The organism is Avibacterium sp. 20-132, assembly GCF_023611925.1.
Taxonomy (GTDB): Bacteria; Pseudomonadota; Gammaproteobacteria; order Enterobacterales; family Pasteurellaceae; genus Avibacterium.
The window spans coordinates 2,278,049-2,296,210 of sequence record NZ_CP091456.1 but is presented as its reverse complement, the minus strand read 5'-3'; the positions used below and the strand labels follow the sequence as shown (position 1 = coordinate 2,296,210).

General features: G+C 41.0%; 11 protein-coding genes and 1 pseudogene. 9 read left to right on the top strand and 3 right to left on the bottom strand.

What is annotated here, in order from left to right; translation table 11 throughout:
• Positions 1-8: 8 nt before the first annotated feature.
• The 7 genes from glgX to recD all read left to right on the top strand — a co-directional run bounded on the left by glgX (position 9) and on the right by recD (position 13,636).
• A complete protein-coding gene (gene glgX, locus L4F93_RS10945) occupies positions 9-2,012 on the top strand; it encodes a glycogen debranching protein GlgX (RefSeq protein ID WP_250350272.1) in 2,004 nt (667 codons plus the stop codon).
• A 31-nt stretch (positions 2,013-2,043) separates the two neighbouring features.
• On the top strand, positions 2,044-3,351 hold the full coding sequence (gene glgC, locus L4F93_RS10940) for a glucose-1-phosphate adenylyltransferase (protein ID WP_250350271.1): 1,308 nt from the start codon (positions 2,044-2,046) through the stop codon (positions 3,349-3,351).
• A 74-nt stretch (positions 3,352-3,425) separates the two neighbouring features.
• Positions 3,426-4,859, top strand: a complete 1,434-nt coding sequence (glgA, locus tag L4F93_RS10935) for a glycogen synthase GlgA (protein ID WP_250350270.1) — start codon at positions 3,426-3,428, stop codon at positions 4,857-4,859.
• Positions 4,860-4,991: 132 nt separating this feature from the next.
• Complete coding sequence (locus tag L4F93_RS10930) at positions 4,992-7,454, top strand: glycogen/starch/alpha-glucan phosphorylase (protein ID WP_250350269.1); 2,463 nt, start codon at positions 4,992-4,994, stop codon at positions 7,452-7,454.
• A 159-nt stretch (positions 7,455-7,613) separates the two neighbouring features.
• Entirely contained in the window at positions 7,614-7,970 is a 357-nt protein-coding gene (locus L4F93_RS10925; RefSeq protein ID WP_250350268.1) for a DsrE/DsrF/TusD sulfur relay family protein, read from the top strand.
• A gap of 6 nt (positions 7,971-7,976) precedes the next feature.
• On the top strand, positions 7,977-11,600 hold the full coding sequence (gene recB / locus L4F93_RS10920) for an exodeoxyribonuclease V subunit beta (RefSeq protein ID WP_250351690.1): 3,624 nt from the start codon (positions 7,977-7,979) through the stop codon (positions 11,598-11,600).
• Positions 11,600-13,636: an exodeoxyribonuclease V subunit alpha gene (gene recD, locus L4F93_RS10915; protein ID WP_250350267.1), complete on the top strand. Its 2,037-nt coding sequence runs from the start codon at positions 11,600-11,602 to the stop codon at positions 13,634-13,636. Before recB ends, recD begins: the two co-directional genes overlap by 1 nt.
• A gap of 201 nt (positions 13,637-13,837) precedes the next feature.
• On the opposite strand, the gene L4F93_RS10910 is transcribed toward recD, so the two are convergent.
• The 3 genes and pseudogenes from L4F93_RS10910 to asnS all read right to left on the bottom strand — a co-directional run bounded on the left by L4F93_RS10910 (position 13,838) and on the right by asnS (position 15,949).
• Positions 13,838-14,128 carry a HigA family addiction module antitoxin gene (locus L4F93_RS10910; RefSeq protein WP_250350266.1) on the bottom strand — a complete coding sequence of 97 codons (291 nt, stop codon included), beginning with the start codon at positions 14,126-14,128 and terminating at the stop codon, positions 13,838-13,840.
• Positions 14,129-14,137: 9 nt separating this feature from the next.
• Positions 14,138-14,349: pseudogene (locus tag L4F93_RS10905) on the bottom strand (type II toxin-antitoxin system RelE/ParE family toxin).
• A 196-nt stretch (positions 14,350-14,545) separates the two neighbouring features.
• The gene (asnS, locus tag L4F93_RS10900) at positions 14,546-15,949 is read right to left on the bottom strand and encodes an asparagine--tRNA ligase (RefSeq protein ID WP_250350265.1); all 1,404 of its coding nucleotides are present in this window, start codon (positions 15,947-15,949) and stop codon (positions 14,546-14,548) included.
• Between the two features lie 195 nt (positions 15,950-16,144).
• Here asnS and L4F93_RS10895 point away from each other — a divergent pair, with 195 nt between their 5' ends.
• Together L4F93_RS10895 and bioD are read left to right on the top strand one after the other, a co-directional pair.
• A complete protein-coding gene (locus tag L4F93_RS10895) occupies positions 16,145-17,368 on the top strand; it encodes an ROK family protein (RefSeq protein WP_250350264.1) in 1,224 nt (407 codons plus the stop codon).
• Between the two features lie 64 nt (positions 17,369-17,432).
• Entirely contained in the window at positions 17,433-18,155 is a 723-nt protein-coding gene (gene bioD / locus L4F93_RS10890; protein ID WP_250351689.1) for a dethiobiotin synthase, read from the top strand.
• Positions 18,156-18,162 lie beyond the last annotated feature (7 nt).

Here is an 18,162-nt window from a genome sequence, read left to right as displayed (position 1 = left end):
AACACAGAATGATCAGCACGGCAGCAGGAAAGCCTTACCCATTAGGGAGTTCTATTGAAATTTTGCAAGATAATTCAGGCAACAAAAAAGTGGGCTGGAATTTTGCTCTATTTTCTTCTTGCGCAGAAAGCGTCAAATTATGTTTATTTTTTGACGGACAGGAATTACCCCTAGAAATGTACCAAAGTGGCGCGTTTTGGCATTTATGGGTGGGGGAGTTGCCTTATGGCACGCAATATGGCTTTCGTATTACAGGACAAGATAACACCTTATGCAATCCACAAAAATTAATGCTCGATCCTTATGCGAAAGCGGTGATAGGTAAGCCGGATTTAAGTTGTATTGAAAAGCAGCAATGGTTTTTACTCAACGATCCTCGAGATAACGCTCACCTTGCGCCTAAAGGTGTCCTCGTTGATAACCAATTTGATTGGCAAGGTGATAAACCCTTAGCAACACCTTGGGCTAAAACTATCATTTATGAATTGCACGTTAAAGGGTTTACCCAGTTACGACAAGATTTACCAGAGGCTATTCGCGGTACTTATGCGGGCTTAGCACACCCCACAATGATTACCTATTTAAAAGAACTGGGGATAAGTGCGGTGGAAATTTTACCGATAAATTATCATCTTGATGAACCGCATTTACAAGAAAAAGGGTTGGTCAATTATTGGGGATATAGCCCATTGGCGATGTTTGCCGTAGAAACAGCTTATTGGTCAGGACAAACGGGAACAACGCCATTAAGTGAATTTAAAACAATGGTGAGAGCGCTTCATCAAGCGGGTATTGAAGTCATTTTAGATGTGGTTTTCAACCACAGCGTGGAATCAGAAAAACACTTTCCCACTTTTAGCCAGCGTGGAATTGATGATCGGGCTTACTATTGGCAAAACGCACAAGGGGAATACCTGAATGCCACAGGCTGCGGCAATACCTTAAATTTAGCCAATGACATCACCCGCCGCTGGGTGTTGGATTGCTTAATTTATTGGGTGGAAGAATGTCATATTGACGGTTTCCGTTTTGATCTTGCTACTGTATTAGGTAGAGAAACCCCAGTGTTTAACCCACAGGCAAGGCTTTTTGCTGAGATTGCGCAAGAACCGCGTTTACAGCAATGCAAATTTATTGCTGAGCCTTGGGATATTGGCGAAGGCGGTTATCAAGTGGGGAATTTCCCTCACTATTTTGCTGAATGGAACGATCGTTTTCGTGATGATCTCTGCCGTTTTTGGTTATGGAAAAGCGGTGAGTTAGGCGGTTTTGCACAACGTTTTGCCGGATCGAGTGAAATTTATCAAAAAGAAGATCGCAAGCCACATCATTCTGTGAATTTTATTACCGCACACGATGGCTTTACCCTGTGCGATCTCACCAGTTATAACGAAAAACATAATCTCGCCAACGGTGAGCAAAATCGTGATGGACGTAACGAAAATTACAGTTATAACCACGGGATAGAGGGCGTAGAAAATCTTCCAGAGGAAGTGAAATACCAACGTTTTTTAAGTTGTGGCGGTTTGCTAGCGAGTTTATTGTTGGCAAATGGCACACCAATGTTGCTGGCAGGCGATGAATTTGGACATAGCCAAAAAGGTAACAATAACGCCTATTGCCAAGATAATGAAATTACGTGGCTAAATTGGCAAAAATTTCAACCGCACTTTGTTGAGATGACTAAACAGCTTATTGCCCTAAGAAAGCAAATCCCAAGTTTACAACGGGATCAATGGTGGACGGAAGAAAATGTGCAATGGCGTAACGCACAAGGGCAATTAATGAGCGTGGCGGATTGGCATAATCCCCATAGCAAAGCAATGCAAATTCAGTTAGATGAAGATTGGTTACTTTTAATCAATGCAAAAGCAGAATTACAAACGTTCTTGTTGCCAGATGGGAAATGGGAAGTTGTATATAGTGGTGCGTTCGTACAAATGCAAGGAAATCTATGGGCTGTGAATGATCTCGCATTCGTATGTTGCACGAAAAAAGGAAATGATTATTGAGCAATCAATAAATTAATGCGAGGACAATGCAATGAGCAACAGTATATCAAAATCACCAAATAAAAATGATCTTGTGAAAGATACCTTGGTGCTAATTTTAGCGGGCGGACGAGGTTCAAGACTTTATGAGCTAACGGATAAACGGGCGAAACCAGCACTGTATTTTGGCGGCAACAGACGAATTATTGATTTTGCGTTATCCAACTGTATTAACTCAGGGCTAAACCATATTGGCGTGGTTACCCAATATGCGGCGCACTCATTATTACGCCATTTGCAAAAAGGCTGGTCATTCTTGCCACAAGAGCGTGGTGAGTTTATTGATATGTTGCCAGCCCGTCAGCAAATTGATGATTCCACTTGGTATCGTGGCACGGCAGATGCGGTGTATCAAAATATGGCGATTATTCGCGATCATTATTGCCCGAAATACATCTTAATTTTGGCGGGTGATCACATTTATAAACAAGATTATAGCCAAATGTTGTTAGATCACGTTTCCAGTAATGCACAATGTACCGTAGGCTGTATTGAAGTGGAACGTGAAAAGGCTTGTGAGTTTGGGGTAATGGCGGTTGATGAAAATCTTAAAGTGAAAGCCTTTGTTGAAAAACCCAAAGATCCGCCAGCGATGGCAGGCAAACCGAATATTTCTTTAGCATCAATGGGCATTTATGTGTTCAATGCAGATTACCTATACGATATTTTAGAACGAGAAGTGAACACCCCTTACACCTCCCACGATTTTGGTAAAGATATTTTGCCGAAATGTTTAGATGAAGGCACGCTTTATGCCCATCCATTTAGCCGTTCTTGTATGGGACGTAATACCGATGGCGAAATTTACTGGCGTGATGTGGGAACGCTAGATAGTTTCTGGCAATCCAATATTGATTTGGTTTCCGAAAATCCACAACTGGATATTTATGATCAACGCTGGCCAATTCGTGGTAATCCAACGCAAACCTATCCATCAAAATTCTTTTATAGCAAATCAGACATTAAACCCGTGGATAACTGCTTGATTTCGGGTGGTTGTGTGATCACCGATGCGTCGATTAGTTATTCTGTCCTTTTCGATCGCGTTATCGTGCAAGAAGGGTCATTGGTTGATCATAGCGTCGTGTTACCGCAAGTGACCATTGGTAAAAATTGTACGCTCAAACGTTGTATTGTTGATCGCCATTGTGTCATTCCAGACGGAATGGAAATTGGTGTGGATTTAGCACTGGATAGCAAACGCTTTAGAGTTAGTAGTGGCGGTGTGGTGTTGGTTACTGCATCAATGTTAAAGAAGTTAAATGGTGAAACAGTTGCGTTTGAAGCGCATTTAGATTAATACAAGGTAAAGAGAAGTGCGGTGGAATTTTGTGGAATTTTCACCGTATTTCTCTGTTTTAAGGAAGAAAAAGAATGAGAGTTTTACACGTTTGTTCAGAACTTTACCCGTTACTCAAAACGGGCGGTTTAGCGGATGTAATGGGGGCATTACCTTTTGCGCAACAGCAAATTGGTATGGATAGCCGAATTTTACTGCCGGCTTACCCTGCCATTGCTGCTGGCATTCCTAACACCGTTGTGGTGGCGGAATTTGATCATTTTGCAGGGCATATCGTGCTACGTTATGGTGAATATAACGGGCTAGGCATCTATCTGATTGATGCACCGCATTTGTATGCCAGAGAAGGCAATCCGTACCACGATGAATGGTATAACGATTATGCCGATAACTATAAACGTTTTGCCTTACTTGGCTGGGTTGGGGCAGAACTTGCTGTTGGATTAGATGCTTGGTGGCAAGCGGAAGTGGTTCACGCCCACGATTGGCACGCGGGTTTAACAAGTGCTTATTTAGCGTTTAAAGGGCGACCTGCCAAATCCGTATTTACCATTCATAATCTCGCTTATCAGGGAATGTTTTCTTATCACCATTTGTTTGAACTTGGTTTACCGTTGGAAATGTTCCATATCAACGGATTAGAGTTACACGGACAAATTTCTTATTTAAAATCAGGGCTTTATTATTCCGATGTGGTGACTGCCGTTAGCCCAACCTATGCCCAAGAAATCACGACGCCAGAATTTGGTTACGGCTTGCAAGGTTTACTTGAGGCATTGAGTCAAGAAGGGCGATTAGTCGGCATTCTCAATGGCGTTGATGAACAAATTTGGAACCCGAATAGTGATCATTACCTTGAAGATCATTACAAATTAAAAGCAATGGCGGGCAAACGTAAAAATAAAGAAAAATTACAAGCCTATTTCAATCTACCACAACAGCCTGATGCCTTATTATTTGTAATGGTGACACGTTTAACCGAACAAAAAGGCGTAGATTTACTGATTCAAAACGCAGAAACCATCGTACAACAAGGCGGTCAGCTTGCTTTACTGGGGTCAGGCGCACCGCATTTAGAAGAAGGATTACGCCACCTTGCCGAACGTTATCCTGAACATATCGCAGTAAAAATTGGCTATGATGAAGCCTTATCACACTTAATTATTGCAGGGGGGGATGTGATTTTAGTGCCAAGCCGTTTTGAACCTTGTGGCTTAACCCAGCTTTATGGATTGAAATACGGCACTTTACCATTAGTACGAGCCACCGGTGGTTTAGCTGATACGGTGGTAGATAGCCATTCTGAAAACATCAAAGCACGGAAAGCCACTGGGTTTGTGTTTAATGATGCCAATGCGGAAGGGTTAGGCTGGGCGATTAATAACGCCTTTGCATTATGGCAAAAACAGCGCCTATGGCAAAGTGTACGCGTGGTTGCAATGGAGCAAGATTTTAGCTGGCAAATTGCGGCAAGACATTACCAAGCATTATATCAACGCATTTTATAGCTTCATTCGATTTGCCTAAAATCAAAGTGCGGTGAAAAAAACGCCGATTTTAGGCTGGTTTTTGTTGTGTTTTTATACAAAAAGGATAAAAATACGCCGATTTTAAATTGCAATAAATTAGGAGAGCCACTTATGACAACGGATAACATTGATTTTCCCTTCTCTTATAATCAACCGGAACAAACCACAGAATCGCTGAAAAAAGCGATCGTGTATAAATTGATTTTCTTAATTGGGCGTTCACCACAAGAAGCAAGCCAACGTGATTGGCTCAATGCCACCCTTTATGCGGTGCGTGATCTTGTGACAGAAGGCTGGATTTCGACCGCCCGTCAATCCCGTGATGAAAAAACACGTCGCGTCTATTATTTATCAATGGAATATTTAATGGGGCGGACGCTTTCTAATGCGTTGATTGCAGAGGGCGTTTATACCCTTGCTAAAGAAGCCTTAAATGAGCTTGATGTGGATTTAGAAGAAATCATTGAGAAAGAAGTAGATCCCGGTTTAGGTAATGGCGGTTTAGGGCGTTTGGCCGCGTGCTTTATGGATTCTATTGCCACCTTAGCTATTCCCGCAATGGGATATGGTATCCGTTATGAATACGGTATGTTTCGACAAACGATCGAAGAGGGTAAACAGGTAGAAAAACCCGATGCGTGGTTAGAAAAAGGCGCGCCTTGGGAATTTATTCGTCCTTCTAAACGTTTCAATATCCAATTTGGCGGGCATATTTATTTTGAAGGAAAAAAATGTGTTTGGGAGAGTAAAGAGGAAATTGTTGCCTTAGCTTATGATCAAATGATTCCCGGGTATGCCAACGACAGCGCGGCAACTTTACGCTTGTGGAGCGCCCACGCAGGGGATTCTTTCAATCTTGCCGAATTTAACCGTGGTGATTATTTTCGTGCCGTAGAACAGCGTGCTTCCAGTGAAAATGTCTCGCGCGTGTTATATCCTGATGATTCCACTTGGGCAGGACGTGAATTGCGTTTACGCCAAGAGTATTTCTTAGTTTCCGCCTCACTACAAGATATTATCAAACGCCACAAACGCACGCACGGTAGCGTAAAAAACTTGGCAGATAAAGTGGCAATTCACTTAAACGATACCCACCCAGCCTTAGCTATTCCTGAATTGATGTACATTTTAGTGGATAAAGAAGGCTATGATTGGAAAACCGCGTGGGATATGTGTCGCCGTATTTTCTCTTACACTTGCCACACACTGATGTCTGAAGCATTAGAAACTTGGCCTGTGGAAATGATGGCAAAAATCTTACCACGTCATTTACAGATCATTTTTGAAATCAATGATTATTTCTTAGAATATGTTCGCACTTATGTGACCACCGATGATAATTTTATTCGTCGTGTGTCTTTAATTGAAGAGGGTGATGTGCGTAAAGTACGTATGGGCTGGTTGTCTGTTGTGGGATCGCACAAAGTCAATGGGGTTGCTGCCATTCATTCAGATCTTATGGTAACCTCAACCTTTGCCGATTTTGCGCATATTTACCCTGAACGTTTTACCAACGTCACCAATGGCATTACACCACGCCGTTGGATTGCCGTGGCAAACCCGGATTTATCTGCCTTATTTGATCGTTATATTGGCACGCAATGGCGTCGAGATCTGAGTTTATTAAATGAGCTTAAAGCCCATCTTGACGATCCTGATGTGCAAAACGCTATTCCAGCCATTAAACGCGCAAACAAAGTGCGCTTAGTTGATTATGTGAAAAAAGAATTAGGCATTGAACTCAATCCTGATGCCTTATTTGACGTACAGGTAAAACGTATCCACGAATACAAACGCCAAATTCTCAATGTGTTACACATTATTGCCCGCTATAACGAAATGCTAGAACACCCTGAAAAAGACTGGACACCACGCGTGTTTATCCTTGCGGGTAAAGCGGCTTCAGCCTATTACGCAGCGAAACAAACCATTAACTTAATTAATGATGTAGCAAAAATCATCAATAACGATGAACGTTTGCAAGGTCGTTTAAAAGTGGTGTTCATTCCAAATTATAGTGTAAGCCTTGCACAAATGATCATTCCAGCGGCGGATATTTCTGAACAAATTTCCCTTGCGGGAACAGAAGCCTCAGGCACAAGTAATATGAAATTTGCACTCAATGGCGCATTAACCTTGGGAACATTAGACGGGGCGAATGTAGAAATCTTAGAAAATGTCGGCGAAGACAATATTTTCATCTTTGGGCATACCGTAGAACAGGTGGAAGCGTTACGTCGTAACGGCTACCGCCCTTATGATATTTATCAAAGCAATGAACAGCTACGCCGCGTGATTGACCAAATCACCTCAGGATTTTTCTCCCCGAATGATCCGCATCGTTATCAAGATTTGCTTAATGGCTTATGTTATCACGATTATTATCAATCCTTTGCCGATTTCCAAAGCTATGTGGAAGCACAAAAACGGGTTGATGAAAGATACCGTGATCAAAGCGCGTGGACCAACAGTGCATTACAAAATATTGTGAATATGAGTTTCTTCTCATCAGACAGAACCATTGAAGAATATGCGAAAAAAATCTGGAAAATCCAACCGCTCAAGCTAAATTAGGTGGTTTAAGTAAAGGCTTTCACAAAGTGGGCAAATGAAAAATGCCCACTTTTTTATTACTGTTATCCGTGTAAAATAAGCAAAACCAAGTGCATAGGCAACCCCTTAATGCCGCTTAAAATGACACCGCATTTCCACAATCTAAAAAAGGACATTCTTATGCAAAACATCTTATTTATTGTACATTCTTCCCCTTATGGCGATGAACATTTTTTCAGTGCGTTACGCCTTGCTTTACAGTTACAAGAGCAACATAAAAGTGCGGTACAATTACGCTTATTTTTTATGTCTGATGCCGTCGTCGGAGGATTGGCTCAACAATCGCCAGCTGAAGGTTATCATTTACAGCAAATGATCGAAATTCTCACCGCACAGGGGGCGACAGTAAAATTATGTAAAACCTGCGGGACTGCGCGAGGTATCCACAATGCCTCGCTCGCAGAGGGGGTAGAAATTGGAACATTAATTGAACTTGCCGATTGGACAATGGAAGCAGATAAAGTATTGAATTTTTAATTTATGATGACGATAAAAACGCAAACACTCAATCCAGCCACAATGCCTTTGCAAGGTGTGAGCCTGATCGAAGCCTCAGCGGGAACAGGGAAAACGTACACAATGGCGTCCCTGTATATTCGTTTGCTGCTACAAGCAGGGGAAAACTGTTTCAACCAACCACTCTCTGTCGATAAAATTTTAGTGGTAACCTTTACCGAAATGGCAACACAAGAATTACGAGAACGTATTCGTGCAAGAATTTACCACAGCAAGCAGTTACTTTTGCAATATCAAACCACGCAAGATCTAACGGTCTTTGCACAAGGGGGCGATCCCTTGCTGGGGGAATTAGTGCAAGGCTTAAATGACATTCCCCTAGCCATTCAGCGCCTTAGTTGGGCAGAGCAGAGTATGGATACGGCAGCGATTTACACGATCCACAGTTTTTGTCGTCGAATGTTAATGCAATATGCCTTTAATTCGGGCGTGCATTTTAATTTAGCGTTGGTAACCGATGAAAGTGATTTACTCGCACGTTTAACCAACGAATTTTGGCGAGAAGCCTTTTATCATCAACCTGTGCTTGTCGCAAAATGGGTGAATCAAACGCTAAAATCGCCACAAGCATTATTGAAAAAAATTCGCCCACATTTAGGCAAAGAGGGGGTTGAGGTCGCCCTTTCTCATCCGCGCTTGCTTGAGCTATCTCTTGATGAATTTTTCCAACAATATTTATTAACCACCTATCAGGCAATTGATGCGTTTAAGCAAGAATGGTTGGCAAATGCCGAAGCACTTGCCGTATTCTTCACGGAAAATAAAGAAAAAATTAAATACGCGAATCATTATGCAGGACGCCTTGAGAAAATGCGGGCGTGGGCGGAAGATCCGAGCAATTATAGCTTGCCAGATATTTTTATTTATTTTACCGAAAGAGAGATTAACGCAAAAATAAAATCGGGATTTGCCCCGTTACAACATCCTCTTTTTTGCCAAGCGGAACATTTATGGACGCAATCAGAAGAAATGGCACTTGCCTTACCGATTGTGCTATATCACGCCATTCAAGCCATTCGGAAAAAATGGTTTGATTATAAAAATCAGCACATCCAAAAAGGCTTTGATGATCTGTTACGTTTAGTGCGAGAAGGGCTATATGGAGAAAATGGGCAGGAGTTAGCTGCGTTGATTCGCAATCAATATCCCTTTGCGATGATTGACGAATTTCAAGATACCGATGCACAACAGTATCAAATTTTTTCTAAAATTTATATTGAAAAGCCACCACAGCAATCTCAGCCCGCTCCGTCAGGCTTTATAATGATTGGCGATCCGAAACAATCTATTTATAAATTTCGTGGCGCAGATATTTTTACTTATTTTAAGGCTTCGCAACAAGCCAACCAGCGTTTTACACTGAAAGAAAACTGGCGTTCTACCGCTGCATTAATTCAATCTGTTAATGGGGTTTTTGATTTTGAACAGCCACCGCCTTTTTTATTTGACGAAATTCAGTTTGATCCCGTAAAAGCAGGAAAAAATCTCCCGCACTTTAATCTCAATGGGCAAGATGAACCTGCGTTGCGTTGCTATTTAGGTGAGGACTATGATCAAGAACAGTTTGCCAAAAATTGTGCGATTTCCATTCAGCAATGGCTAAACAGTGCGGCGCAAAATCAAGCAAAATTTGCCGATGAACCCTTGCAAGCAAAAAATATTGCGGTGTTGGTGCGTACAGGAAAAGAAGCTCAGCGCATTAAAACCGCCTTGCAAAATTTGGGCATCGCCTCGGTATATTTATCCGATAAAAGCAATGTGTTTGACAGTGAAACCGCACAGGAATTGGCTCTGATTTTGCAGGCCTGTTTAAATCCGCTGAATGAACGCTACATTCTCAATGCCATTGCCACCCAATTATTTGGCTTAACCAGTGCAGAAATTTATCAAATTAAGCAAGATGAAACCCAGTGGGAGCATTGGGTGGATACCTTTTTTGCCTATCAAAAAACGTGGCAACAAAAAGGCATTTTGGTGATGTTGCATCAATTATTGCTTAATGAAGAAACCCCGCTTACGCAACGCTTGCTTGCACACAATCAAGGTGAAAGAATTTTGACAGATTTCTTGCACTTAGCGGAACTTTTACAACAAGCTAGCCGTTTAAACGAAAGTGAAGCTGCCTTATTGCGTTGGTTTGAAAAGCAAATTCAAGGGACAGATCGGCTAGAAGAAAGCATTCGTTTAGAAAGTGAACGAGATTTAGTTAAAATTGTGACTATTCATAAATCAAAAGGCTTAGCTTATGATCTGGTGTGGTTACCCTTTATCGCCAAGCCGAAGAAAGAGGAAAAAAACACAATCACCACCTATTACGCCACAGAACAAGACCACATATTGTGGGATATGGAAAATCAGCAATCAGCACGCGTGCTTAAAGAAGATCTAGCAGAAGAAATGCGTTTGCTTTATGTGGCGCTTACCCGTGCTAAATACCAAGTGGCATTGTGTTTACCGAAGACTTTTGAAAAAAAATGGAATGGGTTGCTCTATGCCTTAACGCAAGGGAAGTGTGGAGAAAGCCTAAACTTATCCGCAACCTATGACAGCACAGCATTATTACAAACCTTGCAGCAAAACGTTGGTGAACAGAATGTGGCGATTAGCCACAGCAACGATCTTATCGCAAGTGCGCCATTGGTTTCCCCTCATCACACGCAGCACTTTAGCCCCGCCATATTTAATGGCAAGATTGAATACCATTGGGGAGTAACCAGCTTCACGGATATGGTGCATAAGCATCAACGCAATACATTACAATTACAGGCTGAAAATGAAAGTGCGGTGCAAATTTCGCAAGTTTTTGATCAAGGTAAGGATTACGATTTCAACCTGCCACAAGCCTTCCCGTTAAACGAAGAAATAACGCCACAAGAACGTACCTATCCACAAGGTTATACCCCTTTTGATTTGCCAAGTGGCGTGCGTGTGGGGACGATTTTACACCGTTATTTAGAAAAAAATACCGCACAATCTGCCCTTGATGAACAAAATCTTGCCAAATTATGCCAAGGGTTACAGCTTGATGAACAATGGATTGTGCCATTACAACAATGGTTTAACGCCATTTATCACAGCCCATTATTGGTTGGTGAAAACGTAACCCTTGCACAAATTCAACCGCAAGATTGTATAAAAGAAATGCAATTTTATTTAAAATTAAACAAAGCCTTTGATGCCACTGCGTTTAATCGAGCCTTGCAAAATTATCACCCATTTCCCTCACAATCGCTGATTTTTGAGCGTTTGCAAGGAATGTTGCGTGGTTTTATTGACCTCGTGTTTCGTCATCAGGGTAAATATTATGTGCTAGATTACAAATCAAACTTGCTTGGTCATCAAATGGAAAATTATCAGCCTGCCCAGTTGCCTGAAGTGATGAAAAATGGCTTTTATGATTGGCAATATTTGCTTTATACCTTAGCGTTATACCGCTATTTAACCTTGCGTGATCCGCATTATCAATATGAGAGGGATTTTGGAGGCGTGATTTATACGTTTTTACGCGGAATGAATGGCAAAGATCAAACAGGTATTTATTTTGATAAACCAGATTGGCGATTAATTCAAGCCTTGGAGGAATTATTCTAATGCTCAGCCTAATTAAAGCACTTCAAGAAAAAGGCATATTTAGCCAAGGGGATTACCATTTCGCACGCTTGATTGCCGAAAAACAGCAAGGCAAAGGGTATTCCTTATGCCAACAAAATTTAGCGATTTTATTGGCGGCATTGTGCAATTATTCTTATTTGCAGGGGCATAGTTGTTTAGTGCTTGAGGCTAATTTAGCCAGTTTATTACCATTACCTCAGCAAGAATGGGAATATATAGAAAAAATCAATGCCAAAATTGATTATTTACCCCTTACCCAATGGCAAGATTGTTTACAGCAACACATTGCTTTTACCACACAGCCGCAAGAAAAAATCGCCCCTTTGGTGTTTCAGTTTAACGCGCTGTATTTTTATCGTATCTGGCAAGATGAATACCGCGTTGCAGAATATTTTGCCCATTCCATTCAACGCACGGAACAAAATGTAGAGCAAAGTGCGGGGCAAAATTCAGGTATTTTTGACCGCACTTTTGATCCCCAAGCCATCGCAACAATTTTGCAAAAATATTTTCCTCATTCCGCACAACCAAAACAAATTAATTGGCAAGAAATTGCTGTTGCAATGGCAATTAAACAGCCTTTTACCCTAATCAGTGGCGGTCCCGGTACAGGCAAAACCACCACCGTAACACGATTATTACTTGCCTTACAGGATTTATATCAGCAAGGTTTACGTATAAAACTGGTTGCCCCTACAGGGAAAGCCACCGCTCGGCTAAAAGAGAGTATGGATAATTCCTTAGCTCGCTTAAAAGCAGAATTGGCGTTGCCAGAGGCGTTAATCGCTGCCATACCGACACAGCCAGAAACCTTACATCGACTACTTGGCGTACGCTTCTTTGAAGATATGCCCAAGCATAATAAACAGAACCCATTATTGCTTGATGTGCTTGTGGTAGATGAATCTTCAATGATCGATTTATCCCTAATGGCGAAATTGTTGCAAGCCTTAAAACCACAAACCAAATTAATTTTATTGGGAGATAAAGATCAGCTTGCCTCCGTGGAGGCAGGGGCAATTTTGGCAGAATTAGGCAAATTTCTGACGCAAGGCTACAGCCCCGATTTTGTGGCGTATTTACAACAAACCACAGGGCAACATTTGTCTGCGATAACACAAGGCAATCCAATTCGTGATCATCTTTGTCATTTAACCCAAAGTCATCGTTTTGATGAACATTCTGCCATTGGGCAGTTAGCGAAATTGATTAATCAAGGCAACGCAGAAGAAAGCTGGCAGTTGCTACAAGCAGGAGATTTGAAGAAAAGTGATGTTGTAACAACCTTACCTTTAACCCTCGTTGATTTTATGCAATTGACACACAAAGGGGAGGTGAATAGCTTGGCATATCAGCCATATTGTGCCAATGTGGTGGTGAAAAGTGCGGTGCAAAATTACGCCGATTTTTTAACCTTAATTCAGCAAGTTACGGCGCAAAATCAACCTTTAGATTCAGAAAAAATTCAGCAAATTTTCACCGCATTTAATAAAGTCCGTTACCTCACCGCATTACGTGTAGGGGAGTTAGGCAGTGAACAGCTCAACCAACGTATTGCAGAGGGGCTGCGTGCAAAGGGCTTAGTGCAATTTAATCAAGCGCGTGAACATTATCTCGGCAAACCCATTATGATTACGCAAAATGATCGCAATGTGGGCTTATATAATGGGGATATTGGGTTATATTTACTCAGTCCTAATGAACAGGGGCAGCTAAAAGGGCATTTTTATTTTGAAAATGGCAAACGGGAATTAGCCAGCCGTATTCCACGCCACGAAACCGCCTTTGCAATGACAGTGCATAAATCACAAGGCTCTGAATTTGACCACGCCTTTATGGTACTGCCCACTGAACCCAGCCCGATTTTATCCCGTGAATTGGTTTACACGGGAATTACCCGTGCCAAGAACCAAGCCACCGTATTTAGCACGGAGCAAAGCTGGAAAACCGCGGTAAGAAATCCCACCAAACGACAAAGTGGATTGGCGTTGTTGTTACAGAAACTGGTTGAATGATAGCACTTTTGATTAATGGGCTGTTTGGATAATGTAGCTAAAAATAGACAAAATCACTTATAAAACAAGGCAAATTGTGCAGAGAATTAGGTGGAATATTCTCAAGTAATTTAATGAAGTCTAATAACAAAGTTCTTTTTATAAGAACAAAATCGCGGTGAAAAAACAATTTTCACCGCGATTTACTTAGAAGCAAAATATCTAAGCTAATGCTGGAATAACAGAAAAATTCTTGTTTTGAGCGGCTTTCCAGAGATCGTAGTCAGCTTGCTGATGTAACCAACTTTCAGGACTTGGACTATTTTCTCCTAGCCAAGCGTGCAGGCGTAATGCCATTTCGGCACTGATTGAGGCTTTACCATTTAATAGGCGAGAAAGTGTAACACGATTTACCCCTAATTGCTTAGCTGCTTGAGTAACGGTTAGACCTAGCTCAGGTAAAATATCTTCTTTAATAATTTCTGCTGGGTGTGGGGGATTATACATATTCATTGTAAACTCCTAGTGGTAATCTTGATAATCGACAACTTCAGCGTGTCCATTTTCTAATTTAAACGTTATTCGCCAATTTCCATTTACTTTGACACTCCAATGATCTGATAGATTTCCAGATAAGAATGTAAGTTCCAACCCGGAATATTCATATCTTGTATCGTTTTTGTGCTATTTAATCGGGCTAAAATACGTTTTAGTTTAGACGAATGTGCAACGATAATTCCTGCTGTTGAGCCAGTTTTATAAAATTTTTCTAGACCTTTATGTTTAAAGGAAATAATCATAAGACAAAATCAATCAAGTATTTTGACTATTGTAGTGTGTGGCATTACAGCTTGCAATCAGAATATAGAAAAAGAGCGATGAAAATTTGTTATTTTTCCACCGCTCTTTATTTTTTAACTCATTTAAAACCTAGAAATTCGCATTTCTTGGTGCGCGTGGGAATGGGATCACATCGCGGATATTTTGCACGCCAGTTACATAAACAATTAAACGTTCAAAACCAAGACCAAAGCCTGAATGTGGTACAGTACCATAACGGCGGAGATCGCGATACCACCAGTAATCTTCTGGATTTAAACCCATTTCTACCATACGTTTATCCAACACGTCTAGGCGTTCTTCACGTTGTGAACCACCGATAATTTCACCAATTCCCGGGGCTAATACGTCCATTGCTGCTACGGTTTTTCCATCATCATTTAAACGCATATAAAACGCCTTGATGTCTTTTGGATAGTTTTTCACCACTACTGGGGATTTAAAATATTCTTCTGCTAAATAGCGTTCGTGTTCAGAGGATAAATCAATTCCCCAAGAAACAGGGAATTCAAATTTTTTGCCTGATTTTAATAAGACGTCAATGGCATCTGTGTAATCAATTTGCGCAAAATCAGAATGAATAAAGTTTTCTAAACGGCTGATAACAGAACTATCAACGTGTTTTTCAAAGAATTTAAGATCATCTTTACGCTCATCTAATACGGCACGGAACACATATTTAAGCATTGCTTCGGCGAGTTTTGCGTTATCATTCAGATCCGCAAAAGCAACTTCAGGTTCAACCATCCAGAACTCTGCCAAGTGGCGAGTGGTATTAGAATTTTCCGCACGGAATGTTGGGCCAAAGGTATAGATTTTACTTAATGCACAAGCATAAGTTTCCCCATTTAGCTGACCAGATACGGTTAAAAAGGCTTCTTTACCGAAAAAATCTTGCGAAAAATCCACCGCACCTTGTTCGGTACGTGGTAAATTTTCTAAATCTAGGGTTGAAACACGGAACATTTCCCCCGCACCTTCAGTATCAGATGCCGTAATCAGTGGGGTTGCAACCCAATAAAAACCTTGTTCGTGAAAGAAGCGGTGAATGGCTTGAGCCAAACAATGGCGAACACGTGCGACTGCACCGATGATATTAGTGCGAGGGCGAAGGTGTGCCACTTCACGCAAATATTCAATACTGTGGCGTTTAGCCGCCATTGGATAGGTATCAGGATCTTCCACCCAACCTGTTACTTCCACCTTTTCCGCTTGTAATTCTACTGCTTGTCCCTCTGCTGGGGATTCCACCACTTTACCTGTAACAATCACCGAGCAACCCGTGGTTAAGCGTAGAATTTCTTCTTGATAATTTGCAATATCATTATTGACGATCACTTGGATAGGGTCGAAACAAGAACCATCATACACCGCAAGGAAAGAAAGCCCTGCTTTAGAATCACGACGGGTACGCACCCAACCTCGTACGGTAACCTGATCACCGATTTGAATTTTGCCTTGTAATACCTCTGCAATAGGGGCAATTTGTGTCATATAAACCTCAATCAAAAAATTTAGCGTAAAAACCCGCTTAGTTTACCGCAACTCAGGAAATTTGCCAAAATGAATTATTCAATTGTTTTTGTGAACTTGCCCACAAAATTGAAGTAAATAACTTGTTTTTAGGTGGCAACCTGATATAAAAAAACAATAATTTCATTTCAAAAATTTAATCCGTTGTGGGGCGTTATGATCAAGGAAAGAAAACAAGATAAGTATGTCTTAAAATTACAACAACTAGGGAAAGTGTATCGGCTAATTGAACAATTTGAAGAAATTTCGCGGATTGATCTTTCAAAGCTTTCGCATTTAGCACCAGCGACGATCACCTCTTTAACCCGTCAGCTTATTAATGAACGATTAATTATTGAAAAAGCCGTGCGAAATACAGAAAACCGTGGACGTCCAGCAATTGGTTTATGTGTATCGCCTTTTTTCTGGCAGTCGTTATGTGCGGTGCTGAGTGAAGATCGTTTTGATATATTTCTTTGTGAATTAGATGGCACACCGTTGGCAGAACATTCTTTCCCGCTACGCAGTGAAGAATTTGCACAATTAGATCGCGTTTTAGTAGGGTTCGTGCAAGCGTTTTTAGAAAAAACCAAACTCGAACCTTATAAAGTCATCACCTTTTCTATTGCCGTAACTGGGGAGTTAGATAATGAAGAGCGCTACGTTTATCACCTTGGCAATCGCCAGCTAACACTTGATCTGAAAGCCTTATTTCACCCTTATTTTAAAATGCCTGTTATGGTAACGGATTATTTCCAAACGTGGTTGTTTGCCGAAAGCTCGGTGGGTAGTGTGATTGGTTGTGATCACGTTTTATTTTTACAACTTGATGAACGAGTCAATTTAAGCGTATTATCACAAGGTGATGTGTTACGATGTAACAAACAGCCAAAGATGAATATTGATAAGCTCATTACGCCAACGTTCAACCCAATTCAGCATCAACTCAATCCTCACTTACCTGAAACGGAACGTCATCAAATTATCAATCAGCTCACACACCAAGCTATTTATAAATTGATTGATTTGGCGTATCCCGACAATCAACAAGTGAATAATATTGAAAAAATTCACTTTTTATGTAAAAAAGCACAAGGCAATGAGGCAAAAGCGATTGATATTATTCACCATATCGCGGATTTAACGGCTTACCATTTAATGTGTTTAGTTAATATGTTTTCCTCTAAAAAAGTGATGTTAAACACCTGTTTATTGAGTGCAAAAGAGATTTTCTTAGCGCGCTTAAATCAACGTTTATCCCTTTATCATTGCAATGTGGAAGTGGTAACAAGCCGTTATAAATGGAATAGCCCAGAAGTCTTAACTGCGGCAATTAAGCAAGGGATTTATGATGGCAGTTTGCTCGGTGATCTACTGAAAAATAAAGAAAAATTGTGTTAGCTCAATACTCTCATTATGAAATTCCTTTAGAATTCCAAACAAATGGGATCATAAGGAAAAAATGATGAGCTGCTTTTTTGTTACAGGAACGGATACCAATGTAGGAAAAACGGTATCCAGTCGTGCCATTATCCAAGCCTTGCAAAATCAAGGTATTCAAATTGTAGGTTATAAACCGATTGCGTGTTGCCAAGAGGATTGGGCTTATCGTGAAAGCCCAATAGAAAGTGATTATGGACAAGAAAATAATTCTGATGTCCTAACCTTAATTGACGCCACAAAAGAGAATGTAACCTACCGAGACGTGAATAGTTATAGCTTTTCCCACAGTTTGCCAATGTTAAGTGAAGACGGAGAACGCATTGATATAAAAAAAATTAACGCCGATCTCACCGCACTTACTCAGCGTTATCAATCTGTGCTAGTGGAGGGGGCATTTGGTTGGCTTACCCCAATGAATAAAGAATATAGCTTTGCCAGTTGGGCAATCTCGCACAAAATGCCAGTCGTGCTTGTAGTTGGCATTAAAGAAGGCTGCATTAATCACGCCTTGCTGACGGCACAATCCATTCAACAATCAGGCTTACCCTTATTAGGCTGGATAGCCAATCGCATTAATCCCGGTTTAGCCCATTATGCAGAAATGATTGAAATGCTCAGCGAAAAAATTGACGCCCCATTACTTGGGCAAATTCCCTATGTTCATCGTCCTGAAGAACAAGAACTCGGGCATTACATCACCAATCTTGAGCGTTTGACTTATCTGCAAACGGAATGGGTGAGGTAAACGAATA